Here is a 26866-nt window from a genome sequence, read left to right as displayed (position 1 = left end):
ACATTATGTTACGTTCACTTTATTCTGGAATCAGCGGTATGAAAAATTTTCAAACAAAGCTTGACGTTATCGGCAACAACATTGCCAACGTGAATACAGTAGGATTTAAAAAGAGCCGTGTAACCTTTAAAGATATGGTAAGCCAAACGATTGCAGGCGGTTCTGCTGCTGGAGGGGCTATTGGGGGTACAAACTCTAAGCAGATCGGTTTAGGTTCATCATCAGGCACAATTGATACAATCCATTCAACAAGCGCAACACAAAGTACAGGAAGAACACTTGATTTAGCGATTGACGGTGACGGTTACTTTCGAATTGATACAGGCGATGGAACATCCTATACAAGAGCAGGAAACTTCTATTTAGATAATACTGGAACAATGGTAACGGGTGATGGCTACCACGTATTAAATATGAATGGAGACACAATTCAAATCCCTACTGATGCACAAAGCTTCAACATTGGTTCTGATGGGAAGGTGTCAATCGTTGATGCGGGCGGTCAAAAACAAGACGGCGGACAAATCGGGATTGTCACTTTTGCAAACAGTGACGGTTTAGATAAAATCGGAAACAATTTATACCGTGAGTCTCTAAACTCTGGGACTGCCAGTGCAGCAAACCAGCCTGGTGATGGCGGTACAGGTTCTCTTAAAGTAGGATTTCTTGAAATGTCTAACGTTGACTTAACTGACGAATTTACTGAAATGATCGTTGCCCAGCGCGGATTCCAATCAAACTCAAAAATTATTACAACATCTGATGAAATCCTTCAAGAACTGGTTAACCTTAAACGTTAAGGAGGGAGGGGAGGCGAGTAATCGCTTCTCCGCTGTTTTATGATTAAAGTAACCCGCTTAAATGGGCAGCCTTTTATACTGAATGCGCTATTTGTTGAACAGATTGAATGCTTTCCGGATACTACAATCACTTTGTCAAACGGTAAGAAGTTTGTAGTAAAAGAAGATGAAGAAGCTGTTCTGGAGAAGGTCGCATCTTTCTACCGAAAAATACAAATATTTTCAATGGAACAAGGAATAGAGGAACCGGAATGAAGAAAAAATTACTGATTATTTTACTAATTATTCTTATCGTAATTGGTGCTCTCGGGGCGGCGGCTTATTTTGTTTTAGGCGAAAAGTCCGGAAAAAGTGAAGCGAAAAAAAGTGTTGATGAAATCGTTGCATCTACAGTTGCTGTGGAAGAGATTACAACGAATTTAAAGTCTGATAATATTATCCGGCTTGCTATTAAACTTGAAACAGATTCTGATAAATCAAAAGAAGAACTTGAAAAGCGTGATTTTCAAGTGAAGGATACTGTAATAACGCTGCTGGCTAATACGAACGTTAATGAGATTGAAGGAGACAAGGGTAGAGAGGCCTTTAAGAAGGAACTAAAAGATAAAATAAATAGCTACCTCCAAGAAGGAAAAGTAGAAAAAGTGTATTTTACCTCCTTTAATCTGCAATAAACAATCATTTGACAGAATACGGAGGTGAGGAAAATGGCAGGAGAAGTTCTCTCCCAAAATGAAATAGATGCACTGCTTTCTGCAATATCAACAGGTGAAATGGACGCTGAAGAGCTGAAAAAGGAAGAAAAAGAGAAGAAAGTGAAGGTTTATGATTTCAAACGTGCCCTGCGGTTCTCTAAGGATCAGATTCGTAGTTTAACGAGAATTCATGATAATTTTGCTAGACTTCTCACTACTCATTTTTCTGCTCAGCTCCGGACCTATATTCACATATCTGTCAGCTCTGTTGACCAGGTCCCTTATGAGGAATTTATTAGATCCATCCCGAACATGACGATACTGAACCTGTTTGCTGTCCATCCGATGGAAGGCAGAATTATGATGGAGGTTAACCCTGCGATTGCATATACGATGATGGATCGGGTAATGGGCGGTATAGGAATCAGTCATAATAAGGTTGACAATTTGACAGAAATTGAAACAAAAATCATTTCAAATTTATTTGAAAATGCACTGGGAAATTATAAAGAAGCTTGGCAGTCAATTGCTGATATTGAACCGGAAATGACTGAGTTTGAAGTGAATCCGCAATTCGTTCAGATGGTATCTCCTAATGAAACAGTTGTGGTGATATCGCTCAATACTCAAATTGGTGACATCAGTGGTGTCATAAATCTTTGTATCCCGCATATTGTCCTCGAGCCGCTCATACCGAAGCTTTCGGTCCACTATTGGATGCAATCAGATAGAAATGAGCCAAAGCCTGAGGAAACAAAGTCACTTGAAAAACGTATTATGACAGCACAAATACCTGTCGTGGCCGAGCTCGGCACATCTGAACTGACAATAGAAGAGTTTTTAAGTTTAGAAGTCGGAGACTGCATAACTTTGGACAAATCAGTCACAGATCCTCTTACTGTATTGGTCGGAGATAAGCCGAAATTTTTAGGACAAGCCGGCCGGGTGAATCGAAAACAGGCAGTGCAAATTTTAGATCACGACATAAGAGGTGAACAAGATGGAGAATAATAGATTATCTCAAGATGAGATTGACGCGCTTCTTAACGGCACAGGCAGCACACCTGATGAGCCTGAGGCTACGGAAGTACATGACTTGTCGGACATGGAGCGTGACGCGATCGGTGAAATTGGAAATATTTCATTCGGCAGTTCTGCGACAGCACTGTCAACACTTTTAAATCAAAAGGTCGATATTACGACTCCAAGCGTAACTGTCATTCCTAGAAGTAAAATCAGCGATGCGTTTCCTAAACCGTATGTAGCCATTGAAGTGAATTATACGGAGGGCTTTAGCGGCAGCAATCTGCTGGTCGTAGAACAAAATGACGCTGCGATCATTGCTGACTTAATGATCGGGGGAGACGGAAAAGGCGCTGACCCTTCGCTAGGTGAAATTCATTTAAGTGCGGTTCAAGAAGCGATGAACCAAATGATGGGATCAGCTGCTACATCAATGTCTACTGTATTCAGTAAAAAAATAGATATTTCACCGCCTCGGGTTGAATTGCTCGATGTCATTGAAGAAAAGGGAACTGACCGTATTCCTGATGATGAAATGCTGGTGAAAGTTTCTTTCAACATAAAGGTGGGAGAATTAATAGACTCCAGCATTATGCAGCTTTATCCGCTGACATTTGCGAAAGACTTAATTTCAAACCTTATGAATACAGGAAGTGCAGAGGAAGAAGCAGCGCCGCAGCCTGATGTTACATATGAGCAGCCGAAAGAGTCTGTAACGCCAGAGCCGCATCATGAGCAACAGCAACAGCAGCAACAGCAGCAACCGCCAAAAAGACAGGGAACACCAAAGCAATCAGCGCCAGTTCAGGTTTCACCGGTAGAGTTTTCCGCGTTTGATTCAAACGAGTCTTCGCAAGCCCCTAGAAACAACCTGGATATGCTTTTGGATATCCCGCTTTCAATCACTGTTGAGCTTGGAAGAACGAAAAGAAGCGTAAAAGAGATTTTAGAGCTTTCTGCAGGAAGTATCATTGAGCTTGATAAATTAGCTGGTGAGCCGGTAGATATTTTAGTAAATCAGCGTATTGTTGCCAAAGGCGAGGTCGTTGTCATTGAAGAAAACTTCGGTGTAAGAGTTACTGACATTTTAAGCCAGGCAGAGCGCATTAATAATTTAAAATAACGAAATACAAGGAGAGATAGATAGATTATGGCACATAGAATTTTAATTGTAGATGACGCAGCATTTATGCGAATGATGATTAAAGATATTTTGGTGAAAAACGGTTTTGAAGTAGTAGCGGAAGCTGAAAATGGAGCACAAGCAGTAGAAAAATATAAAGAGCATTCTCCTGACCTCGTTACTATGGATATCACGATGCCTGAAATGGACGGTATTACAGCTTTAAAAGAAATTAAACAAATTGATGCACAGGCAAGAATCATTATGTGTTCTGCTATGGGACAGCAATCAATGGTTATCGATGCTATTCAAGCAGGCGCTAAGGATTTCATCGTAAAACCTTTCCAGGCAGACCGTGTGCTTGAAGCAATCAACAAAACATTAAGTTAAAGGGTGTACGACTGTTGAGGAAGAGTCAATATTTCATCGCTTTTATTTGTTTTTTCGTTCTATTCAGTGTACATCCGATGTCTGCCGCCGCGGCAGACTCTAATAATTCAACTGTAAACGAATGGTTCAAAAAGAAAGATGAAAAAACTGCAGATAAATCAGAGCATAAGGAAGAAAAAACAACACAAACTGCTGATGAGACGGAGGGAGCGGCAGCTCCTTCTGTCTCAGCTTTTGATTTTGTGAAGATGATTTTCGCTTTACTGTTTGTTATCGTACTGATTTATGGGCTTGTTAAGCTCATGAACAAAAGAAATCGCCTCCTAAAGCCTTTTCAATACGTTGAAAATATAGGTGGCACATCGGTCGGTCAAAACAAGTCTATCCAATTGATTAAAGTCGGAAAAAGTGTGCTTGTCGTTGGTGTAGGAGAGACGATCCAGCTGCTGAAAGAAATCGAGGATGAAAAAGAGACTGAAATCATTCTAAGCCAGCATGAAGAGGCAATGTCAAACAAAATAGAATGGCAAAAATTTGTGAAACCGCTGAAGGGTTCTGAACAGCAGCCACAGGAAAAATCGCTTTCCTTTTCAAAAGCATTAAAAGAGCAGCTTGAAGAGTTAAAACAAAATCGTTCTGAAGGAAAGAAGAAAGGCCCACGTCATCATGAATGAGTTTATAAATATTTTCAGTTCAAGTGATCCGGAAAACGTAAGTTCAACTGTTAAATTACTATTATTATTAACTGTATTTTCAGTGGCGCCTGGAATATTGATTCTTATGACTTGTTTTACTCGCATCGTCATTGTTCTGTCATTTGTCAGGACTTCACTGGCGACGCAATCTATGCCGCCAAACCAGGTTCTTGTCGGACTTGCGCTATTTTTAACGTTTTTTATTATGGCTCCTACGTTTTCAGAGATTAATAAAGAAGCGCTGACTCCATTAATGGACAACAAAATCAGCTTGGACGAAGCGTATACGAAAGCTGAAGAACCGATTAAAGAATTTATGAGTAAACACACAAGGCAGAAGGATTTGGCGCTGTTTATGAATTATGCGAAAATGGATAAACCTGAATCACTAAAGGATATTCCGCTCACAACAATGGTTCCCGCATTTGCCATATCGGAGCTCAAAACAGCGTTTCAAATCGGTTTTATGATTTTTATCCCATTTTTAATTATAGATATGGTAGTGGCGAGCGTCTTAATGTCAATGGGGATGATGATGCTCCCTCCAGTTATGATTTCTCTGCCCTTTAAAATATTACTTTTTGTTTTAGTAGACGGCTGGTATTTAATTGTGAAATCTTTGCTTCAGAGCTTTTAGGGTAGGTGCTAAATGTGAGTTCAGAATTTGTAATTTCTATGGCAGAAAAAGCCGTATACGTAACGCTGATGATCAGCGGGCCATTATTGGCTATCGCTTTGCTGGTCGGTTTAATCGTCAGTATATTTCAAGCGACAACTCAAATCCAAGAACAGACTTTGGCGTTTATTCCGAAAATCGTGGCAGTTCTACTCGCCCTGATTTTTTTTGGACCATGGATGCTGTCCACCATTCTTTCATTTACAACAGAGCTGTTTTCTAATTTAAACCGTTTTGCAGGGTAATGTAGAGATGAATTCAATTATTGACTTATTTCCTGCTTTTTTATTGGTTTTTATTAGAATCTCTGCTTTTTTTGTAACGGTTCCGTTATTCGGACATCGGAATGTTCCAGCTGTTCATCGTATTGGGTTTGCTTTTTTTCTCGCAGTCATTTGCTTCAGCACCATTGATAAACCTCCCTCTTTGGAGATAGATGGACAATATATGCTTCTAACGTTTAAAGAAGCTTTGGTGGGTCTTTGTCTAGGATTGATTGCTTATATGATGCTGGCTGCAGTGCAGATTGCCGGTTCATTTATTGATTTTCAAATGGGATTTTCAATTGCGAATGTTATTGATCCGCAAACTGGTGCACAAAGCCCGTTAATCGGCCAGTTTATCTATACGATGGCACTTTTGTTTATGCTGAGCGTCAATGCCCACCACTTACTGCTGGACGGTATTTACTACAGCTTTCAGTATATTTCTGTTGATCAGGCATTTCCGAATTTCGGTGACGAGAAGTTTGTTTATTTTATCGCGAAAAGCTTTAATGCGATGTTTATTATCGCTTTTCAAATGTCAGCGCCGGTTGTGGCTAGTTTGTTTCTCGTTGATTTAGCATTAGGTATCGTAGCCCGAAGTGTTCCGCAATTAAATGTATTTGTGGTCGGTCTGCCTTTAAAGATCGCTGTCAGTTTTATCATGCTCATTGTGTGTATGTCCGTTATGTTCGTTGTTGTGCGGAATGTTTTCAGCTTAACGATTGAAACGATGCGGAATCTTTTAGCATTGGTCGGTGTTTCTTAATGAAGCTTAGGATTGACCTGCAGTTTTTTGCAGGTGAGAAGACAGAGAAAGCCACTCCGAAAAAACGGAAGGATACGAGGAAAAAAGGGCAGGTAGCCAAAAGCTCGGATGTCAATACCGCTATTTCTTTATTAGTCATATTTCTTTCGTTTATTGCGATCGGTCCGTATATGAGAGACAGGCTGCTGTCATTTATAGAGACGTTTTATACCGATTTGCTCACAATGAAGCTATCAGAATCTAATGTTCATACACTGTTTATCAGTTTATTAAAGGACATGGGCATAATACTTGCTCCGATTTTGCTTGTCGCTCTTATTGCAGGCGTTGCCAGTAACTATTTGCAGGTCGGGTTCTTGTTTTCTGCTGAAGCAATGCAGCCTAAACTTGAAAAGCTGGATCCGATTAAAGGCTTTAAACGAATATACAGTATGAGGGCAATTGTAGAACTGATCAAATCCATATTAAAAATCACAGTTGTCGGTTTTGCGGCATTCGCTGTACTTTGGCTGCATTATGGAGAAATTCTCCGGCTTCCGCTTTTGACACCCGCAGAGGTGCTTTCTTTTGTTTCAAAACTGACCTTATGGATGGGGCTGAGCGGTGCAGGCGCTTTGTTAATACTTGCGGGTCTTGACTATTTATATCAGAGGTTTGACTATGAGAAAAACATCAAAATGTCAAAGCAGGATATAAAAGATGAGTACAAAAAATCTGAAGGAGATCCGATCATCAGGTCTAAAATCAAACAAAGACAGCGGGAAATGGCGATGAGGCGGATGATGCAGGAAGTTCCAAAAGCAGATGTCATTATCACGAACCCGACCCATTACGCGATTGCCTTGAAATATGATGAAGGAAAAATGGACGCTCCTTATATTGTTGCAAAAGGTGTTGACCATATGGCATTAAAAATCAGGAAAATTGCTAAAGAGCATGATGTCATGATGGTAGAAAACAGGCCGCTTGCCCGTGCGTTATATGATCAGGTGGAAATTGACCAGGCTGTGCCGGAAGAATTTTTTAAAGCTTTGGCAGAAATTTTGGCTTACGTATATAAAACAAAACAAAAAGTATATTGAATTTTTCGATTTAAAAGGAGAGAAAAAACAGCATGTCAACAAGAGATTTATCCGTTTTAATAAGTGTTGTCCTCATTGTGGCGATGCTGGTGATTCCATTTCCTCCATGGCTGTTAAGTATTTTGATCATTATTAATATTTCTCTTGCGTTGATCGTGCTTCTCACCACAATGAATATGCAAGAAGCGCTTCAGTTTTCAATTTTCCCGTCACTGCTTCTGCTTTTAACCCTGTTTCGTTTGGGCTTAAACGTTTCAACGACCCGTTCCATTCTTTCACATGGTGAAGGAGGAAAAGTGGTCGAGACGTTCGGAAATTTCGTTGTCGGCGGAAATGTATTAGTTGGACTTGTTGTATTTATCATCCTGATTATTATTCAGTTTGTCGTCATTACAAAAGGTGCTGAACGTGTTTCTGAGGTTGCGGCAAGGTTTACGCTGGACGCAATGCCAGGGAAGCAGATGAGTATTGATGCTGATTTAAATGCTGGGATGATTACCGAACAGGAAGCGAAGCATCGTCGTGAAAAAGTGGCAAGAGAAGCAGACTTTTATGGAGCAATGGACGGTGCCAGCAAATTTGTAAAAGGTGACGCGATTGCCGGGATCATCATAGTGATGATCAATATTATCTTCGGTATCGTGATCGGAATGCTTCAGCAAGGCATGTCCATTCAAGAGTCAGCTTCAAAATTTACGATGCTGACCGTAGGGGATGGAATTGTTTCGCAAATTCCGGCGCTGTTAATTTCAACAGCTACAGGTATTGTCGTGACAAGAGCAGCCTCTGAAGGAAACTTAGGGCATGACATTACAGGTCAGCTGTTTGCTTATCCAAAACTTTTATATGTCGCAGCATCTACGATTTTGCTTCTTGGTATTTTCACTCCGATTGGCATTTTTCTGACGGGGCCGCTTGCAGGGCTGCTTGCTTTTGGCGCTTATATGCTTTCTAAATCAGGTAAGGAAAAAGAAGAAGTGGATGAGGTTCTCGAGGAAGAGGCCGAGGTCGACGATCTTAAAAGTCCTGAAAGTGTCGTTCAGCTACTGCACATTGATCCGGTAGAATTTGAGTTTGGATATGGTTTAATACCGCTTGCGGATGCAAATCAAGGCGGTGATTTATTAGACCGAATTGTGATGATTCGCCGTCAGCTGGCCCTGGAACTTGGACTGGTTATCCCTGTTGTGCGCATCAGAGACAACATAGCGTTGCAACCTAATGAATACCGTTTGAAAATTAAAGGCAACGAAGTAGCGAAAGGCGAGCTGTTGCTTGATCATTATTTAGCAATGTCGCCTACACCTGAAGACGATCTCATAGAAGGGATTGAAACAGTGGAACCGTCGTTCGGACTGCCGGCCAAATGGATTGGCGAATCGGTAAAGGATGAAGCTGATATGCTCGGTTATACAGTTGTCGATCCTGCTTCAGTCGTTTCGACCCATATTACGGAGAAAATCAAGCAGTATGCCCACGAATTGCTCGGAAGACAGGAGACGAAACAACTGATTGATCACTTGAAGGAGACGTATCCAGTCCTTGTGGAAGAGGTTACGCCGAATCCGCTGTCTGTCGGAGATATTCAAAAGGTGTTGGCTAAGCTTTTAAAAGAAAAAGTGTCAATCCGAAACTTAGTCACGATTTTTGAAACGCTTGCTGACTACGGAAAATTAACAACAGATTCTGATCTTTTGACAGAGTATACAAGACAGGCACTGGCTAAGCAAATAACCGCCCAGTTCGCCAAGGAAAATGAAGTGCTGAAGGTTGTTACTTGCTCGGGCCGTGTAGAAAAGGCAATTGCCGATGGTGTACAGCAAACAGAACACGGGAATTATTTATCGCTTGAACCAGATGTTTCAGAAAGCATTGTACGCTCTGTCGCTAAAGAAGCCGAACAGCTCTCATTACGTCAGGAAACGGCAATTCTTCTTTGTTCGCCGCCTGTCAGAATGTATGTGAAACAGCTTCTGGAACGATACTTCCCTGATCTTCCGGTACTTTCTTATAACGAACTTGAGGCAAATGTTGAGGTTCAAAGCATTGGAGTGGTGGATATTTAATGAAAATAAAAAAATTTACTGCTGCTTCAATGCAAGAAGCGGCACTACTCATCAGAAAAGAGTTAGGTAATGAAGCAGTCATATTAAATTCGAAAAAAATCAAAAAACGAAAATGGTTTGGCCTCATTAACAAGCCTGCTGTTGAAGTTATTGCCGTATTAGACCAGGATTTTCTTGAGCAAAAAATGCCTCAAAAAGCAGCTGAGCCGAAACAAATATTAAAAACTCCGGTCAGCAATCCGAAAAAAGAGGAGAGGATATTTCCTCCTCAAATTTCGGTGCAACAAGAGCCCGGTGATTTTTCAGCCTATCAATCCGTACTTCCTGAGCCGCTGCGAAAAGCAGAGAAGCTATTGCAAGAAACGGGAATTAAAGAGTCAGCGAAGACGAGCACTTTGAAAAAAATGCTTCGCTATTCTGTGGAGGCAGGCGGTCTGACGGAAGAAAACGTGGTTGGCAAACTTCAGGATATATTATGTGATATGCTGCCTTCAGCAGACAAGTGGCAGGAGCCTATTCACTCAAAGTATATCGTGTTGTTTGGTTCAACAGGAGCTGGAAAAACAACAACGCTGGCTAAGCTCGCAGCCATATCTATGCTTGAAAAACATAAAAAAATCGCCTTTATTACAACGGACACGTATCGGATAGCAGCTGTCGAACAGTTGAGAACCTATGCCGAGCTGCTGCAGGCTCCTCTGGAAGTGTGCTATACAAAAGAAGAATTCCAGCAGGCAAAGGAGTTATTTTCTGAGTATGATCATGTGTTTATTGATACAGCCGGAAGAAACTTCAAGGAGCAGCAATACATTGATGAATTGAAAGAAACGATTCCTTTTGAAAGCAGTATTCAATCATTTCTCGTTTTATCCGCGACTGCAAAATATGAAGATATGAAGCATATTGTCAAACGGTTTTCTTCCGTTCCTGTCAATCAGTTTATTTTTACGAAAATAGATGAAACGACTTCCTTAGGTTCTATATTTAATATTCTGGCAGAATCAAAAATAGGAGCAGGTTTTATAACGAACGGCCAAAATGTGCCGGAGGATATACAGACTGTATCTCCACTTGATTTTGTAAGGATGCTGTGCAGATGAACAGATTTGACCAAGCAGCAACTTTACGGGCGGAAATGGAAAAACGTCAGCATGTTCTGCCAAGGGTTTATCCGCAAAAAGCGAAGACAATTGCTGTTATAAGCGGCAAGGGCGGTGTCGGAAAATCCAATATTACCTTAAATATGGCCATCGCGCTTCAAGATAAAGGTAAGAAGGTGCTGCTCATCGATCTTGATATCGGGATGGGGAACATTGATATATTAATGGGAAACTCACCGTCCGCCACGATTATCGATGTATTAACTGACCGCAAGCCGTTAATGCAGTCATTATCCATTGGGCCAAAGGGTTTGCGGTATATATCAGGCGGAACCGGTCTTGATGTGATGTTTCAGTTGGATCAAAGAAAATGGACGTTTTTTTCCAATGAGCTTTCTCACGCGTTGGGCCAGTTCGATTATGTACTGTTTGACATGGGAGCGGGCTTATCAAAAGATCAACTGCCTTTTATTTTGTCGGCAGAAGATATTTTGATTATAACAACTCCCGAACCGACGGCCATCATGGACGCATACAGCGCTGTCAAGCATTTGGTTTTGACGGAGAATAAACTTTCAATGAAGGTCGCTGTCAATCGGTGCAGCGATCAAAAGGAAGGGCTGGACACTTTTACCCGTCTTTCCCGCACGATTCATATGTTTTTGGATGTTCAGGTTCAGTTTGCGGGCTCCGTTTCTGACGATGCGATCGTGAGCAAAGCGGTTGTCGAACAGGTTCCTTTTTTCATAAAAAACCCTCAGGCAAAAGCTAGCCGGTCAGTCCGACTTTTAGCGGACGCCTTGTTTGAAAGAGAAGAAACAAGACATAAAGAAGAAAAACAGACATTTATTGAGAAATTATCTTCTTTTTTAATGAGGAGGGCTTAATTTGATTCGTGTGCTTGTAGTTGATGATTCAGCTTTCATGAGAAAAATGATAAGTGATTTTCTAACCGAAGAACAGCAGATAGAAGTAATCGGAACTGCGAGAAACGGAGAAGAAGCACTTAAGAAAATTGAATTGCTAAATCCTGATGTTGTAACTCTTGATGTTGAAATGCCGGTCATGAATGGGACAGACACACTGCGCAAAATCATTGAGATTTATAACTTGCCGGTCATCATGGTGTCAAGCCAGACCGAAAAAGGAAAAGAGTGCACAATTAATTGTTTAGAGATCGGTGCCTTCGACTTTATCACAAAGCCATCTGGTTCTATTTCTCTGGATTTGTACAAAATTAAAGAACAATTAGTTGAGCGTGTCATGACGGCTGGGCTATCTGGCAAGAGGACACGTCCTGTATCGCAGGCGGCAGTACGGCCTGCACCTATCGTGCGTGCTGTAAAGCTTGAAAGCAGCAAACTGAAACCCGGCACAGGCAGACAAATTGTATGTATCGGCACATCAACTGGCGGTCCAAGGGCGTTACAAAAGGTAATACCGAAGCTCCCTAAAGATTTAGACGCACCAGTGGTTGTTGTTCAGCATATGCCTGAAGGTTTTACTGCTTCTTTGGCTGAGCGGCTGAATCATTTATCTGACATTCAGGTAAAAGAAGCGAAAGATGGTGAAGCGGCTCATAAAGGCTGTGTATACATAGCACCGGGAGGAAAAAACATATCCGTGATCAAAAACAGCGGAGGACTCCAAATTGTGCTTGATAACTTCGATACGCCAAGCCGTCATAAACCATCTGTTGATTATTTATTCCGTTCTGTCAGTAAACTGGAAGACTATGAAAAAACAGCGGTTATCATGACCGGCATGGGCAGTGACGGCACTGCCGGCTTAAAGGACATGCTTGCGGCCGGCAATGTGAAAGCCATTGCGGAGTCTGAAGAATCTTGTGTCGTATATGGGATGCCAAAAGCAGCTGTTAAAGCGGGCCTCATCCATGAGGTTAAACATGTGGAAGATATCGCAGCATCCATTGCTAGCTGTGTGAAAAAAGAGAGGGTGTGATTCAAATGGATATGAATCAGTATTTAGATGTCTTTATTGATGAAAGTAAAGAGCATTTACAAACATGTAATGAAAAGCTTCTCCTTTTAGAGAAAGACCCGACTGACCTTCAGCTCGTTCATGATATATTCAGAGCTGCCCATACATTAAAAGGGATGAGCGCAACGATGGGCTATACAGACTTAGCACATCTAACCCACTTGCTTGAAAACGTTCTGGATGCAATCCGAAACGGAGACATGGCCGTTACCCCAGAGTGGCTGGATGTTTTATTTGAAGCTCTGGATCACCTGGACGCTATGGTTCAGTCTATTATTGATGGCGGAGATGGTAAAAGAGATATCTCAGAAGTGAGCGCCAAGCTTGATGTAAATGGAGCGCACGCGGAAACGGCTGCCACTGCGGAAACTGCAGAAGCACAGCATTCAGCAAGTGATTGGGAATATGATGAATTTGAACGAACTGTCATACAAGAAGCGGAGGAGCAAGGCTTCAAACGGTATGAAATCAAGATTTCTCTAAACGAAAACTGTATGTTAAAAGCAGTTCGTGTCTATATGGTGTTTGAAAAACTTAATGAAGTCGGAGAAGTAGCCAAAACAATCCCGAATGCAGAAGTGCTTGAAACAGAAGATTTCGGCAATGACTTTCAAGTTTGTTTCTTAACACATCAATCAGCAGAAGAGATTGAACAATTAATCAATGGCATTTCAGAAATTGAGCATGTTGAAGTTATTCAAGGAGCTCCTTTAACATCAGCTGAACAGCCGGAAGCATCTAAGCCGGCAGATTCGCCTGCACCTGTATCTGCGAAGCAGGAGAAGCAAAAGCAGCCTGCTAAAAACGATGAACAGGCAAAACATACGGCCGGCGGATCTAAAACAATTCGTGTCAACATTGAGAGACTCGATTCATTAATGAATTTATTTGAAGAGCTTGTCATTGATCGCGGGCGCCTTGAGCAAATTGCAAAAGAACTTGAGCATAATGAACTGACTGATACGGTTGAACGAATGACGAGAATTTCGGGAGATTTGCAATCCATTATTCTTAATATGAGAATGGTTCCGGTTGAAACCGTTTTTAATCGGTTCCCGAGAATGATTCGCCAGCTTCAAAAAGAGCTGAATAAAAAAATCGAACTCTCGATTATCGGTGCGGAAACTGAATTGGATCGAACAGTGATTGATGAAATCGGTGATCCGCTCGTTCACTTGATCAGAAACAGTATCGACCATGGAATCGAAGCGCCGGAAACACGTTTGCAAAAGGGAAAAGCAGAATCAGGAAAAGTTGTACTTAAAGCCTATCACAGCGGCAACCATGTCTTTATCGAAGTCGAGGACGACGGTGCAGGCCTTAATCGTAAAAAAATTCTCGAAAAAGCGCTAGAACGCGGAGTCATTACGGAAAAAGAATCCGAAACCTTAGAGGATAATGAAATTTACGAATTGATTTTTGCGCCAGGGTTCTCAACTGCTGATCAAATTTCTGATATTTCCGGGCGCGGTGTGGGACTTGATGTTGTGAAAAATAAACTGGAGTCTCTTGGCGGTTCAGTCAGTGTGAGATCTGCCGAAGGCCAAGGTTCTCTATTCAGCATCCAGCTGCCGCTCACGCTGTCCATTATTTCAGTTCTGCTGGTCAAATTGGAAGAAGAGACATTTGCCATTCCAATTTCTTCAATCATTGAGACAGCAGTTATTGACAGAAAAGACATTTTGCAAACGCATGGCCGAGAAGTGATTGACTTTAGAGGGCACATTGTCCCTGTCGTTTATTTAAAAGAAGAGTTTAAAATAGAAGATACAAGACAAGATGCGGAACAGCTCCATATCATTATCGTGAAAAAAGGCGACAAACCTACTGCATTTGTGGTCGACTCCTTTATTGGCCAGCAGGAAGTTGTATTGAAATCACTCGGTGATTATTTAACAAACGTCTTTGCAATTTCCGGAGCTACTATTTTAGGAGACGGAGAAGTAGCGCTCATTATTGATTGTAATGCACTGATTATTTAACCATTCGAGGAGGTGTCTCACATGACTGCAGAAATTAAAACCGGCGAAAAAATGATTGTTTTTATGGTGAATGGCAAAGAGTATGCCATATCTGTCACTCAGGTGAAATCGATTGAAAAATGGCAAAAGCCAACAAGAGTGCCTGGTGTCGAACCATATATTTGCGGGGTAATCAATTTGCGCGGAGTGGTAACCCCGGTTATTGATTTAAGAAAACGCCTGAACTTGCCAGAGTATGAAATTACCGATGAAACACGAATTATCATTATTGCTTATCGTGATACTGAAATCGGCTGGATTGTGGATGAAGCGAATGATGTGATTACCGTGCACGAAAATGAAATTGAATCCGCACCAGAAAGCATTCAAAAAGATACGGATGTGTCAATCGAACAGATTGTAAAACAAGAGAACAGACTCTTAAATATTATTGATGCGAACGCGGTTTTGGATAAAGAATCATCTCAGTCCGCTGTGCCCGATCAAGCTTAATCTAAAGGGGTTATGACATGAGTATTTTTAATGGAATCAAAGAAGAGCAGATGGACATTTTGCGGGAAGTCGGCAATATAGGCGCCGGCCATTCCGCTTCTGCGATGGCCCAGCTGTTAAATAGAAAGATAGATATGGAAGTCCCGTTTGCAAAGCTGCTGTCTTTCGATGAGCTTGTCGATTTTTTCGGCGGTGCTGATACCCCGGTTGCCAGCATCTTTTTAAGAATGGAAGGCGATTTAACGGGTTCGATGTTCTTTATAATGCCTTTTTATCAGGCGGAACAGTTTATTAGAGAGCTGATCGGAAACCCCGATTTTGATATAGAAGACTTAGGTGAAGATCATATAAGCTCATCCGCTTTACATGAACTAGGCAATATTTTAGCAGGGTCATATTTAACAGCCTTGGCGGATTTGACGAAACTCCAGCTGTATCCAAGTGTTCCAGAAGTGTCATTGGACATGTTTGGTGCTGTGATCAGCGAAGGGCTGATGGAGCTCAGCCAGGTTGGAGAACACGCTATTGTTGTTGACGCGTCAATTTTTGACCAAAGCCATCAGCAAGAGCTGAAAGCGCATATGTTTATGCTGCCGGACTATGATTCATTTGAAAAGCTCTTTGTCGCTTTAGGTGCATCATTATGAGTACAAGTGAGGCTGTTGTTGTAAAGGTTGGAATTGCTGACGTGAAAATCGCCCGCTTTCCGGACACCATCAGGACCTCTGGGTTGGGATCATGTGTCGGACTGGTGCTTTATGATAAAGAAAAGCAAACGGCGGGGCTCGTCCATGTTATGCTGCCGGATTCGACGCTGTCAAAAACGCCAGAACTAAATCAGGCTAAGTATGCTGACACTGCCGTCAAGACAACGATTGATATGCTGATAGAAGCGGGTTGCCGGAAATTTGCATTAAAAGCAAAGCTGGCCGGCGGATCAGAGATGTTTAAATTTAAATCGACAAACGATTTGATGAAAATAGGACCGAGAAATGTTTTAGCGATAAAGGAACAGCTGTCTTTATATAACATTCCTATTGTGAGTGAAGATACGGGCGGCTCAAGCGGCCGGACGATAGAATTTGAACCGAAGTCCTGCATGCTGCATATTCGAACTGTTAAACAAGGTGAAAAAACGATTTAATTAAGGTATTAGGGGGATAACAATGCAATCCTTGAATTATGAAGATCAGGTGCTTTGGACGCGCTGGAAAGAGTGGAAAGATCCTAAAGCCGGTGATGATTTAATGCGCCGTTACATGCCGCTTGTCACATATCATGTAGGCAGAATTTCTGTCGGACTGCCGAAATCAGTGCATAAAGACGATCTTATGAGCCTTGGTATGCTTGGTTTATATGATGCCCTTGAAAAATTTGACCCCAGCCGGGACTTAAAATTTGATACCTACGCCTCGTTTAGAATTCGCGGCGCAATTATAGACGGGCTTCGTAAAGAAGATTGGCTGCCCAGAACCTCACGCGAAAAAACAAAAAAGGTTGAAGCAGCGATTGAACAGCTTGAACAGCGCTATCTCCGGAACGTATCGCCCGCAGAAATTGCAGAGGAACTCGGAATGACGGTGCAGGATGTAGTGTCAACAATGAATGAAGGTTTTTTTGCAAACCTTCTGTCAATTGATGAAAAGCTTCATGATCAAGATGATGGGGAAAACATTCAGGTTATGATCAGAGATGATAAAAATGTTCCGCCCGAAGAAAAGATCATGAAAGATGAATTAATTGCACAGCTTGCTGAAAAAATTCATGAACTCTCTGAAAAAGAACAGCTGGTAGTCAGTTTGTTCTACAAAGAGGAGCTGACACTGACAGAAATCGGACACGTATTAAATCTTTCTACGTCCCGCATATCACAGATCCATTCAAAGGCACTATTTAAATTAAAGAATCTGCTGGAAAAAGTGATTCAATAATCAATTTCATGGTTAGCGAGTGAAAAACATGTCAACACTATTATGGCTTTTAAGCTTTACGCTCCACGGCATTCTTCTGTACGCTGTCGTGATCCTGTATATGAGGCTCGCAGCTGTGAAGGAAACTGAAAAACAGCAAAAGAAAATACTTGAAGAGACGGAAAACACGTTGGCGGCATTTCTTCTTGAATTAAAAGAAGAAAATGAGAAATTGATAGAAAATACCCCTTCACCTTCAAGTCAAATGAAAGAAGAAACCCAAAAGACAGATCTTCGGCTCGCTGAAAAAAAGTCAGAACAGGAGGCAGTTCAAGAAGAAGAGAATTTTCTTGAACATATTGAAGGTCTGATTACTGAAGTTGAGCGTCAAGAAGAGAACGTAAACAGCAATACACAATCATTTGAAGACAAGGTCATGGAATTATATGAGCAGGGGTACTCAGCCAGTCAAATTGCTCAGAAACTGAAAAGCGGAAAGACAGAAATCGAGCTGTTTTTAAAATTTCGCTCCAAAGGTGTAAAGGATTCTTGATTGTCGGATAAAGCTGTGTTATATTATGTCTTGGTGTTAAATACACACGCTTAACGATTTATGCAGAGGGTGCTGCAGGCGGCAGTTCTGCACAAAAATGAATTAAGCGGAGGAAAAAAACCATTATATTAGGAGGAAATAACATGTCAGTCATTTCTATGAAGCAATTGCTTGAAGCTGGTGTTCACTTCGGTCACCAAACACGCCGTTGGAACCCAAAAATGAAGCGTTACATTTTCACGGAGCGTAACGGAATCTACATCATTGACCTTCAAAAAACAGTCAAAAAGGTAGAGGAAGCTTATAATTTCACTAAAAATCTTGCTGCTGAAGGCGGAAAAATCCTTTTCGTTGGAACAAAAAAACAAGCTCAAGATTCTGTTAAGGAAGAAGCTCAGCGCTCTGGCATGTACTATGTCAACCAACGTTGGTTGGGCGGTACATTAACAAACTTTGAAACAATCCAAAAACGCATTAAGCGTCTTAAAGACATTGAAAAAATGCAAGAAAACGGCACGTTTGATGTGCTTCCTAAAAAAGAAGTCGTTCAATTGAAAAAAGAATTAGAGCGTCTTGAAAAATTCCTAGGCGGAATTAAGGATATGAAGGGTCTTCCTGATGCATTGTTCATCATCGATCCTCGTAAAGAGCGTATCGCTGTTGCGGAAGCTCACAAATTAAACATCCCTATCATCGGTATCGTAGATACTAACTGTGATCCAGATGAAATCGATGTTGTAATCCCAGCGAACGATGACGCTATCCGCGCTGTTAAACTTCTAACTTCTAAAATGGCAGATGCAATCTTAGAAGCGAAGCAAGGCGAAGAAGAAGCGGAAGTTGCTGAAGAAACTGCACCAGAAACAGAAACAACAACTGCGTAACCTATTCAAAAGGTGATAAGAGGGACTGCCTTTTATCACCTTTTTTCAAGAAAAATGTGTAATATACATACTCTTGTTTAAACATATAAGGAGGAATACAAATGGCTATTACTGCACAGCAAGTAAAAGAACTGCGTGAAAAAACTGGCGCGGGCATGATGGATTGTAAAAAAGCGTTAACTGAAACTGACGGAGATATGGATAAAGCAATTGACCTTTTAAGAGAAAAAGGGATTGCGAAAGCAGCGAAAAAAGCTGACCGTATTGCAGCTGAAGGTTCTACTCTTATTAAAACTGACGGCAATAAAGGTGTTATCTTAGAAGTAAACTCTGAGACTGACTTCGTGGCGAAAAACGAAGGCTTCAAAGAGCTTCTTAATACGTTAGCTGACCACCTTCTTGCAAATACTCCAGCAGATGTTGAAGAAGCGTTGAAACAAAAAATGGAAAATGGCTCTACTGTTGAAGAGTACATCACAGGCGCAGTTGCTAAAATCGGTGAGAAAATCACTCTTCGCCGCTTTACAGTTCTTACAAAAGACGACAGCTCCGCATTCGGTGCATACCTTCATATGGGCGGACGCATCGGAGTATTAACTGTTCTGAACGGTACAACTGAAGAAGACATTGCGAAAGATATCGCTATGCACGTTGCTGCTGTTAACCCTCGTTACATTTCTCGTGATCAAGTGTCTGAAGAAGAAAGAAATCATGAGCGCCAAATCTTAACTCAGCAAGCCCTTCAAGAAGGCAAACCTGAAAACATTGTAGCGAAAATGGTTGAAGGCCGTCTGAACAAATTCTTCGAAGAAATTTGTCTTTTAGACCAAGCGTTCGTTAAAAACCCAGATGAAAAAGTGAAACAAGTTGTGGCAGCGAAAAACGCAACAGTTCAAACTTTTGTCCGCTATGAAGTGGGAGAAGGCATTGAAAAACGTCAAGAAAACTTTGCTGAAGAAGTAATGAACCAAGTGAAAAAATAATGGTGAAAAGATTTCGCGGCCTAGTCGCGTCTTTTCAGGCAGTATAGGGGACACACTTTGTGTTCCCTATTTTTAAAACTATATTTACAAACCTTTTTTTCTCTTGCATAATAGAAAACGGCAATGTTTACACTTGGAGGTTATCATGGAAAAACCAAAATACAAACGTATCGTATTAAAGCTTAGCGGGGAAGCATTGGCAGGAGAACAAGGAAACGGAATTAATCCAACTGTCATTCAATCCATTGCAAAGCAAGTGAAAGAAATCGCTGAGCTTGATGTCGAAGTGGCTGTTGTAGTAGGCGGCGGCAACTTATGGCGTGGAAAAACAGGAAGTGACCTGGGCATGGACCGTGCAACTGCTGACTATATGGGTATGCTGGCGACAGTTATGAATTCGCTTGCTCTTCAAGACAGCTTAGAAACACTGGGCATCCAGTCCAGAGTGCAAACATCCATTGAAATGAGACAAGTTGCTGAACCGTACATAAGAAGAAAAGCGATTCGCCACTTAGAGAAAAAACGTGTCGTTGTTTTCGCTGCGGGCACAGGAAACCCGTATTTCTCAACTGATACGACAGCTGCATTGCGGGCTGCTGAAATTGAAGCAGACGTTATTTTAATGGCTAAAAATAATGTTGACGGTGTGTATAACGCTGATCCTAGAAAAGATGAATCAGCTGTTAAGTATGAGTCACTTTCTTATCTTGACGTTCTTAAAGACGGCCTGGAAGTCATGGATTCAACAGCATCATCTTTATGCATGGATAATGACATTCCGCTTATCGTCTTTTCTATTATGGAAGAAGGAAACATTAAACGTGCCGTTATCGGTGAATCCATCGGAACGATCGTGAGGGGGAAATAACGTGTCAAAAGAAGTATTAACACAAACGAAAGAAAAAATGGAAAAAGCAATTGCTGCTTATCAACGCGAATTGGCTTCTGTGCGCGCAGGCCGTGCCAATCCATCTTTATTAGATAAAGTAACAGTTGAATATTACGGAGCACAGACACCTTTAAATCAGCTGTCTTCTATTAACGTGCCTGAAGCTCGTATGCTCGTGATTACACCATACGATAAAACAGCAATCGGAGATATCGAAAAAGCGATTTTAAAAGCTGATTTAGGTCTTACGCCAACAAGTGACGGCAATATCATTCGAATTTCGATTCCGGCATTAACAGAAGAAAGACGGAAAGAATTAGTGAAAGTTGTGAAAAAATATTCTGAAGAAGCGAAAGTAGCTGTCCGTAACGTTCGCCGTGATGCTAACGATGATCTCAAAAAGCTTGAGAAAAACGGAGACATTACCGAGGATGAACTGCGTACTTCAACTGAAGACGTTCAAAAACTGACAGATGAATATGTGTCAAAAATTGACAGTCTCACAAAAGACAAAGAAAAAGAAATCATGGAAGTTTAATGAAAAACTATGTACAATAGATAATAGTGAAAAGACCCTCTCATGTTTACAGGGGGTTTTTTTGTTAATACTGTTGATTACATTGATTATCAGCAGGGAATGCAACCTTTTTGGGTGACGGAGGAATCTCATGCTCAACATACTCAAAAATTGGAAGAACCAGCAAACTGCGGCTTCCAACTTAGAACGTTATACAAAAGAAGACATACTTAAGGGTGAAATACCCGAACACATTGCTATCATCATGGATGGAAATGGCCGTTGGGCTAAAAAGCGCTCTCTTCCCCGAATTGCAGGCCATCATGAAGGGATGAAGGTGGTCAAAAGGACAACGAAACTCGCAAACGCATTAGGTGTCAAAGTATTGACATTGTATGCATTTTCAACGGAGAATTGGAAAAGGCCGAAAATGGAAGTCGATTTCTTAATGAAGCTTCCAGAAGAATTTTTGAATACGTATCTTCCAGAGCTTGTTGAGGAAAATGTACAGGTCCGGATCATTGGAGATAAAACAGCTTTGCCGGCCCATACATTACGTGCGATTGAAAAGGCAGTGCGGGATACGGCGCAAAACGATGGAATGATCCTTAATTTTGCTCTTAACTATGGAGGACGTACTGAAATAGTTACTGCTGCAAAAATACTCGCGGAGAAAGTGAAAGATGGTTCTTTGAATATAGAAGACATTGATGAATCGATTTTTTCTAGCTATTTAATGACTGAATCTTTGCAGGATCCTGAACTTTTAATTCGAACGAGCGGTGAGATCAGATTGAGCAATTTTATGCTATGGCAGGTTGCTTACAGTGAATTTGTCTTTACTGACGTCTTGTGGCCTGACTTTAAAGAAGATCACTTTTTACAAGCGTTAGGAGAATATCAGCAGAGGGGCCGGAGGTTTGGCGGAATTTAGAGGATGGTGGACATGAAACAAAGAATTTTAACAGGTGTTCTGGCAGCAATTGTATTTTTATATTTGGTTATTGTCGGGAAATTGCCGTTCACCATATTAATTTATGCAATGGGCAGTGTGGCGCTTTTTGAACTTTTACGGATGAAAAAGCTGAAGCTGATTTCGCTGCCAGGTTTGATCGGTCTTTTATTATTATGGATGTTCTTATTGCCGAGCCAGTATTCATTTTTGGAAGCGGATGGAATTTCAAAGATGGAAATCGCTTTGTTTGCGGTATTGCTTTTGCTGATTTACACAGTGTTGGTGAAAAACACCTTTACTTTTGATGAAGTCGGTTTTATTACGCTTGCAGCAATTTATATCGGAATGTGTTTTCATTATTTTATAGAAATCAGAAATCTTGACCAATACGGGTTAACATACATTTTTTACGCGTGTGTTGTCATTTGGTCCACTGATTCTGGTGCATATTTTGTTGGAAAAGCGCTTGGTAAGCGAAAATTGTGGCCTGAAATCAGTCCGAATAAAACAGTGGAAGGATTTGCAGGCGGAATTGTTATTGCGCTTGTTCTGGCGACGATTTTTCAGTTGATTGCACAACTTCCGATCCCATATATCTATCTGCTGTTGATCACGCTGTTTTTATCTGTTTTCGGACAACTTGGAGATTTAGTGGAATCCGCCTTGAAAAGACATTACAATGTTAAGGATTCTGGGAAAATTCTTCCCGGGCATGGCGGTATATTAGACCGTTTTGACAGTTTCTTGTTTGTCATGCCTTTCTTGTACTTTCTGCTTGCCCTTTTTTCATAAAAAAGTCTAATATGAATTTGAGACTGATCATGCAGTAAAAAGAATAGGAGTAGTGGCAGCTTTGAAAAATATTTGTCTTTTAGGAGCAACAGGATCAATCGGCGAACAGACTCTTGACGTATTGCGTACACATCAAGATCAATTTCAGCTGGTATCTATGTCGTTTGGCAGAAATATTGATAAGGCCGTTCCGATGATAGAGGCCTTTAAGCCGAAGTTTGTCTCTGTCGGTGATCTGGATACATATCATAAATTAAAACAACTGTCTTTTTCTTTTGAATGCCAAATTGGGATGGGAGAAGAAGGGCTGATAGAAGCAGCCGTGATGGAGGAGGTTGACATTGTTGTTAACGCCTTGCTCGGAAGCGTCGGTCTTATCCCCACGTTAAAGGCAATTGAACAGAAAAAAACAATTGCGCTCGCAAATAAGGAAACTCTCGTCACTGCAGGGCATATAGTAAAAGAACATGCTAAGAAATACGATGTTCCGCTGCTGCCCGTTGACAGTGAGCATTCGGCCATTTTTCAAGCTTTGCAGGGCGAACAGGCTAAAAACATTGAGCGCCTCATCATTACGGCATCCGGCGGAAGCTTTCGGGACAAGACGCGGGAGGAGCTCGAATCAGTAACAGTCGAAGACGCATTAAAACACCCGAATTGGTCAATGGGTGCAAAAATTACGATTGATTCGGCTACAATGATGAATAAGGGCTTAGAAGTGATCGAAGCACACTGGCTTTTTGATATACCATATGAACAAATTGATGTGGTTTTACATAAGGAGAGCATCATCCATTCAATGGTTGAGTTTCATGACAAAAGTGTGATCGCACAGCTCGGAACTCCAGATATGAGGGTTCCCATACAATATGCGCTCACTTACCCCGACCGGTTGCCATTGCCAGATGCAAAAAGGCTAGAATTGTGGGAAATCGGCAGCCTCCATTTTGAGAAAGCTGATTTTGACAGGTTCCGATGCTTACAATTTGCTTTTGAATCAGGTAAAATAGGGGGAACAATGCCGACAGTGCTAAATGCGGCAAATGAAGTGGCTGTTGCTGCCTTTTTAGCCGGCAAGATATCGTTTTTAGCTATTGAAGACTGTATCGAAAAGGCACTATCCCGCCATCAGTTCATAAAAAAACCGAGCTTGGCGGATATTCAAGAAGTGGACAAAGATACCCGGGGATACGTCAATTCAATACTCACATAAGGTGGTATGTTCGTGAACACAGTTATAGCGTTTATCATTATTTTTGGAACGCTCGTTTTCTTCCATGAACTGGGCCATTTATTGCTAGCCCAAAGAGCGGGAATCCTCTGCCGTGAATTCGCGATTGGCTTTGGTCCAAAGATTTTTTCGTTCAAAAAAAATGAAACAGTTTATACGATCAGGCTCCTTCCAGTCGGCGGATTTGTCCGTATGGCTGGAGAAGATCCGGAAATGATTGAAGTGAAACCCGGTTACACGGTTGGGCTTCTGTTTAATAAAGAAGAGCAAGTTGAGAAAGTCATTATCAATCAAAAGGAAAAATATCCGGATGCCTTAGTCATCGAAGTGGAAACAGCGGATTTAGAGCATGATATGAAGATCACCGGCTATGAACAGGGGAAAGAGGAGGAACTCTCTGCCTTTACTGTCAGTGAAACTTCCTTTTTTGTTGTAGACGGAGAAGAAGTGCAAATTGCGCCGTATAATCGTCAATTTGGTTCCAAACCTGTATGGCAGCGGATTAAAGCGATTGCTGCAGGTCCGATTATGAACTTTATTTTAGCTTACGTCATTTTAGTGATGCTTGGGCTGATTCAAGGAGTGCCTTCAAATGAGCCTATGCTTGGGCAGCTTACTGACAATGGCCGGGCGGCAGAGGCTGGGCTAAAAGAAGGGGATCACATCCAAAGCATTAATGGAGATAAAATGAGGTCTTGGGCTGACATTGTCTCTACTGTAAAAGAAAATCCAGAAAAAGAAATGGATGTCGCTGTAAAAAGAGATAACAAAACGCTTCATATTTCAGTGACTCCGGAAGCTGTGAAAGATGAGAACAAAAAAACAATCGGGCGTTTCGGTTCCTATGCTCCGACTGAAAAAGGTGTTCTCTCAGCAGTTGCTTACGGTGCTACATCAACTGTTGATGTCACTAAAGCGATTTTAACCAACTTAAGCAAATTAGTAACAGGGCAATTTAAAATAGACATGCTGTCAGGTCCTGTCGGCATATACGACATGACAGACCAAGTGGCGAAAACAGGGTTGGTAAACTTATTCCAGTTTGCTGCGTTTTTAAGTATTAACCTTGGGATTGTCAACTTGCTTCCGATTCCGGCACTTGACGGAGGAAGACTGTTATTCCTATTTATTGAAGCGATTCGGGGCAAACCGATTAACAGGGAAAAAGAAGCATTTGTTGTGTTTATCGGGGTAGCTTTCTTAATGCTTCTTATGCTGGTCGTCACATGGAACGATATCCAGCGGCTGTTCTTGTAAACGAAAAGTAAATCAATTAGAGGTGCGAAGAAATGAGACAAAGCTTGACGCTTATTCCTACGCTCCGTGAAGTTCCAGCTGATGCCGAAGCAAAAAGTCATCAGCTTCTTCTGAGAGCAGGATTTATCAGACAGAATACAAGCGGGGTATACAGCTATATGCCTCTTGCGTATAAGGTGATTCAAAACATTCAGCAAATTGTTCGTGAGGAAATGGAAAAAATTGATGCTGTAGAAATGCTCATGCCCGCACTTCAGCAGGCTGAAACATGGCAGGAATCAGGCAGATGGTATACGTATGGTCCTGAACTAATGAGATTAAAAGACCGTCATGGCCGTGAGTTCGCTTTAGGGGCAACACATGAAGAAGTTATCACTTCACTTGTTCGTGATGAGGTTAAATCTTATAAGCGTCTTCCTCTGACTCTGTATCAAATTCAGTCTAAGTTCAGAGATGAAAAGCGTCCTCGCTTCGGTTTGTTAAGGGGCCGCGAATTTATTATGAAAGATGCATATTCTTTTCATGCTTCTGAAGAGAGCCTGGATGAAACGTATCAAAAAATGTATAAAGCCTATACGAATATTTTTGCCCGCTGCGGCATTAATGTTAGACCTGTCATCGCCGATTCAGGTGCAATGGGAGGAAAGGATACACATGAGTTTATGGCGCTGTCTGCCATCGGCGAGGATACGATTGCGTATTCTGATGAATCACAATATGCAGCAAATATCGAAATGGCTGAAGTCCTTTATCAGGAAGTTTCTTCAGATGAAGAACCTAAAGATTTAGAGAAGGTTCATACGCCTAATGTGAAAACAATCGAAGAGCTGACCGCGTTCCTGCAGGTTTCCGCTGAAGACTGCATCAAGTCAGTTTTATTTAAAGCGGATGAGCGTTTTGTCTTAGTGCTTGTAAGAGGAGATCATGAAGTCAACGATATTAAAGTGAAAAACTTGCTTCATGCAGAAATTGTAGAGCTTGCTTCCCATGAAGAGGTCATTCAGCAGCTCGGAACTGAGCCGGGTTTTGTCGGCCCTGTCGGTGTCAACCAAGATGTGGAAGTATACGCTGATCAGGCGGTGAAAGCAATGGTCAATGCTGTTGCCGGTGCAAATGAAGGAGACCAACATTATCGAAATGTCAACGTGAGCCGTGACGCGGAAATTAAGGAATTTGCTGATCTTCGTTTTATTAAAGAAGGAGATCCTTCACCAGACGGGAAAGGCACGATCCGTTTTGCAGAAGGAATCGAGGTCGGACAAGTCTTTAAGCTGGGAACACGCTATTCAGAAGCGATGAATGCGACATATTTAGATGAAAACGGGCGCGCACAGCCAATGCTGATGGGTTGTTACGGAGTCGGCGTGTCAAGAACACTTTCTGCTATTGCTGAACAGCATCACGATGAAAAAGGATTAATATGGCCAAAAAGCATTGCGCCTTACGATCTTCACATTCTTGCTTTGAATGTGAAAAACGATGGGCAAAGAGAGCTTGCTGAAAAGCTGTATGCTGAATTAAAAGCGGAAGGCTATGAAGTGCTTTATGACGATCGTGCTGAGCGAGCAGGGGTGAAATTCGCTGATTCAGATCTCATCGGCCTTCCAATCCGCATCACTGTCGGAAAACGGGCAGAAGAAGGAATTGTTGAGGTGAAAATCCGTCAAACGGGTGAGTCAACCGAGGTTTCAGTAGCCGAATTAGCTGCATTTATCAGCAAGCAGTAATCACCATGACG

Annotated in this window: 30 protein-coding genes; all 30 read left to right on the top strand. The window is 41.6% G+C overall.

The genetic code is table 11. The annotated features are described in order from the left end of the window. The first annotated feature begins 5 nt into the window (after positions 1–5). The 30 genes from flgG to proS all read left to right on the top strand — a co-directional run bounded on the left by flgG (position 6) and on the right by proS (position 26855). Positions 6–800 (top strand): flagellar basal body rod protein FlgG, encoded by a 795-nt coding sequence (gene flgG, locus AAGG74_RS05555; RefSeq protein ID WP_162101599.1) that lies wholly within the window; start codon positions 6–8, stop codon positions 798–800. Between the two features lie 39 nt (positions 801–839). Next, entirely contained in the window at positions 840–1055 is a 216-nt protein-coding gene (gene swrD, locus AAGG74_RS05550) for a swarming motility protein SwrD (protein ID WP_162101600.1), read from the top strand. Beyond that, the gene (gene fliL, locus AAGG74_RS05545; RefSeq protein WP_162101601.1) at positions 1052–1474 is read left to right on the top strand and encodes a flagellar basal body-associated protein FliL; all 423 of its coding nucleotides are present in this window, start codon (positions 1052–1054) and stop codon (positions 1472–1474) included. Before swrD ends, fliL begins: the two co-directional genes overlap by 4 nt. A gap of 33 nt (positions 1475–1507) precedes the next feature. Then, positions 1508–2506, top strand: a complete 999-nt coding sequence (gene fliM, locus AAGG74_RS05540) for a flagellar motor switch protein FliM (RefSeq protein ID WP_162101602.1) — start codon at positions 1508–1510, stop codon at positions 2504–2506. Then, positions 2496–3641 (top strand): flagellar motor switch phosphatase FliY, encoded by a 1146-nt coding sequence (gene fliY / locus AAGG74_RS05535; RefSeq protein WP_429674747.1) that lies wholly within the window; start codon positions 2496–2498, stop codon positions 3639–3641. Before fliM ends, fliY begins: the two co-directional genes overlap by 11 nt. A gap of 27 nt (positions 3642–3668) precedes the next feature. Then, entirely contained in the window at positions 3669–4031 is a 363-nt protein-coding gene (cheY, locus tag AAGG74_RS05530; RefSeq protein WP_014476812.1) for a chemotaxis protein CheY, read from the top strand. 14 nt (positions 4032–4045) lie between these two features. Then, positions 4046–4705 carry a flagella biosynthesis regulatory protein FliZ gene (gene fliZ, locus AAGG74_RS05525; protein WP_162101604.1) on the top strand — a complete coding sequence of 220 codons (660 nt, stop codon included), beginning with the start codon at positions 4046–4048 and terminating at the stop codon, positions 4703–4705. Further along, complete coding sequence (gene fliP, locus AAGG74_RS05520) at positions 4698–5363, top strand: flagellar type III secretion system pore protein FliP (protein ID WP_162101605.1); 666 nt, start codon at positions 4698–4700, stop codon at positions 5361–5363. The genes fliZ and fliP overlap by 8 nt, the downstream gene beginning before the upstream one ends. Positions 5364–5377: 14 nt before the next feature. Continuing rightward, positions 5378–5647, top strand: coding sequence for a flagellar biosynthesis protein FliQ (gene fliQ, locus AAGG74_RS05515; RefSeq protein ID WP_003220888.1), 270 nt, complete (start codon positions 5378–5380; stop codon positions 5645–5647). 7 nt (positions 5648–5654) lie between these two features. Next, on the top strand, positions 5655–6434 hold the full coding sequence (gene fliR / locus AAGG74_RS05510) for a flagellar biosynthetic protein FliR (RefSeq protein WP_162101606.1): 780 nt from the start codon (positions 5655–5657) through the stop codon (positions 6432–6434). Then, entirely contained in the window at positions 6434–7516 is a 1083-nt protein-coding gene (flhB, locus tag AAGG74_RS05505) for a flagellar biosynthesis protein FlhB (protein ID WP_429674746.1), read from the top strand. Before fliR ends, flhB begins: the two co-directional genes overlap by 1 nt. Positions 7517–7548: 32 nt before the next feature. Next, positions 7549–9582 carry a flagellar biosynthesis protein FlhA gene (flhA, locus tag AAGG74_RS05500; RefSeq protein ID WP_162101608.1) on the top strand — a complete coding sequence of 678 codons (2034 nt, stop codon included), beginning with the start codon at positions 7549–7551 and terminating at the stop codon, positions 9580–9582. After that, positions 9582–10682, top strand: a complete 1101-nt coding sequence (gene flhF / locus AAGG74_RS05495) for a flagellar biosynthesis GTPase FlhF (RefSeq protein ID WP_429674744.1) — start codon at positions 9582–9584, stop codon at positions 10680–10682. Before flhA ends, flhF begins: the two co-directional genes overlap by 1 nt. Beyond that, the gene (locus tag AAGG74_RS05490; protein WP_429674743.1) at positions 10673–11569 is read left to right on the top strand and encodes a MinD/ParA family protein; all 897 of its coding nucleotides are present in this window, start codon (positions 10673–10675) and stop codon (positions 11567–11569) included. Before flhF ends, AAGG74_RS05490 begins: the two co-directional genes overlap by 10 nt. 1 nt (position 11570) lies before the next feature. Next, positions 11571–12644 (top strand): protein-glutamate O-methylesterase CheB, encoded by a 1074-nt coding sequence (gene cheB, locus AAGG74_RS05485; protein ID WP_429674742.1) that lies wholly within the window; start codon positions 11571–11573, stop codon positions 12642–12644. A gap of 5 nt (positions 12645–12649) precedes the next feature. Next, on the top strand, positions 12650–14665 hold the full coding sequence (gene cheA, locus AAGG74_RS05480; protein ID WP_225494044.1) for a chemotaxis protein CheA: 2016 nt from the start codon (positions 12650–12652) through the stop codon (positions 14663–14665). 21 nt (positions 14666–14686) lie between these two features. After that, entirely contained in the window at positions 14687–15157 is a 471-nt protein-coding gene (gene cheW / locus AAGG74_RS05475) for a chemotaxis protein CheW (RefSeq protein WP_162101613.1), read from the top strand. 17 nt (positions 15158–15174) lie between these two features. Then, on the top strand, positions 15175–15804 hold the full coding sequence (cheC, locus tag AAGG74_RS05470) for a CheY-P phosphatase CheC (protein ID WP_162101614.1): 630 nt from the start codon (positions 15175–15177) through the stop codon (positions 15802–15804). After that, positions 15801–16301: a chemoreceptor glutamine deamidase CheD gene (gene cheD, locus AAGG74_RS05465; protein ID WP_162101615.1), complete on the top strand. Its 501-nt coding sequence runs from the start codon at positions 15801–15803 to the stop codon at positions 16299–16301. Before cheC ends, cheD begins: the two co-directional genes overlap by 4 nt. A 22-nt stretch (positions 16302–16323) precedes the next feature. After that, positions 16324–17088 (top strand): RNA polymerase sigma-28 factor SigD, encoded by a 765-nt coding sequence (gene sigD, locus AAGG74_RS05460; protein WP_162101616.1) that lies wholly within the window; start codon positions 16324–16326, stop codon positions 17086–17088. 28 nt (positions 17089–17116) lie between these two features. Beyond that, positions 17117–17620, top strand: coding sequence for a Swarming motility protein SwrB (locus AAGG74_RS05455; RefSeq protein ID WP_429674741.1), 504 nt, complete (start codon positions 17117–17119; stop codon positions 17618–17620). A 143-nt stretch (positions 17621–17763) separates the two neighbouring features. After that, complete coding sequence (gene rpsB, locus AAGG74_RS05450; protein ID WP_162101620.1) at positions 17764–18504, top strand: 30S ribosomal protein S2; 741 nt, start codon at positions 17764–17766, stop codon at positions 18502–18504. Positions 18505–18605: 101 nt separating this feature from the next. Continuing rightward, on the top strand, positions 18606–19487 hold the full coding sequence (gene tsf / locus AAGG74_RS05445; RefSeq protein WP_429674740.1) for a translation elongation factor Ts: 882 nt from the start codon (positions 18606–18608) through the stop codon (positions 19485–19487). Between the two features lie 145 nt (positions 19488–19632). Further along, positions 19633–20355 (top strand): UMP kinase, encoded by a 723-nt coding sequence (pyrH, locus tag AAGG74_RS05440; RefSeq protein ID WP_162101622.1) that lies wholly within the window; start codon positions 19633–19635, stop codon positions 20353–20355. A 1-nt stretch (position 20356) separates the two neighbouring features. Further along, the gene (gene frr, locus AAGG74_RS05435; protein ID WP_162101623.1) at positions 20357–20914 is read left to right on the top strand and encodes a ribosome recycling factor; all 558 of its coding nucleotides are present in this window, start codon (positions 20357–20359) and stop codon (positions 20912–20914) included. Positions 20915–21044: 130 nt separating this feature from the next. Continuing rightward, the gene (gene uppS, locus AAGG74_RS05430; RefSeq protein ID WP_162101624.1) at positions 21045–21827 is read left to right on the top strand and encodes an undecaprenyl pyrophosphate synthase; all 783 of its coding nucleotides are present in this window, start codon (positions 21045–21047) and stop codon (positions 21825–21827) included. A gap of 3 nt (positions 21828–21830) precedes the next feature. Then, a complete protein-coding gene (gene cdsA, locus AAGG74_RS05425; protein WP_225494042.1) occupies positions 21831–22640 on the top strand; it encodes a phosphatidate cytidylyltransferase in 810 nt (269 codons plus the stop codon). A gap of 61 nt (positions 22641–22701) precedes the next feature. Then, on the top strand, positions 22702–23853 hold the full coding sequence (gene dxr, locus AAGG74_RS05420; protein ID WP_225494041.1) for a 1-deoxy-D-xylulose-5-phosphate reductoisomerase: 1152 nt from the start codon (positions 22702–22704) through the stop codon (positions 23851–23853). A gap of 6 nt (positions 23854–23859) precedes the next feature. After that, the gene (gene rseP / locus AAGG74_RS05415) at positions 23860–25128 is read left to right on the top strand and encodes an RIP metalloprotease RseP (protein WP_429674739.1); all 1269 of its coding nucleotides are present in this window, start codon (positions 23860–23862) and stop codon (positions 25126–25128) included. Positions 25129–25160: 32 nt separating this feature from the next. Then, the gene (gene proS, locus AAGG74_RS05410) at positions 25161–26855 is read left to right on the top strand and encodes a proline--tRNA ligase (protein WP_429674738.1); all 1695 of its coding nucleotides are present in this window, start codon (positions 25161–25163) and stop codon (positions 26853–26855) included. Positions 26856–26866: the final 11 nt, after the last annotated feature.

Origin of the sequence: Bacillus mexicanus (assembly GCF_050445615.1) — a bacterium.
Classification (GTDB): Bacteria; Bacillota; Bacilli; order Bacillales; family Bacillaceae; genus Bacillus; species Bacillus mexicanus.
This window is presented reverse-complemented; position numbering and strand designations above follow the sequence as displayed.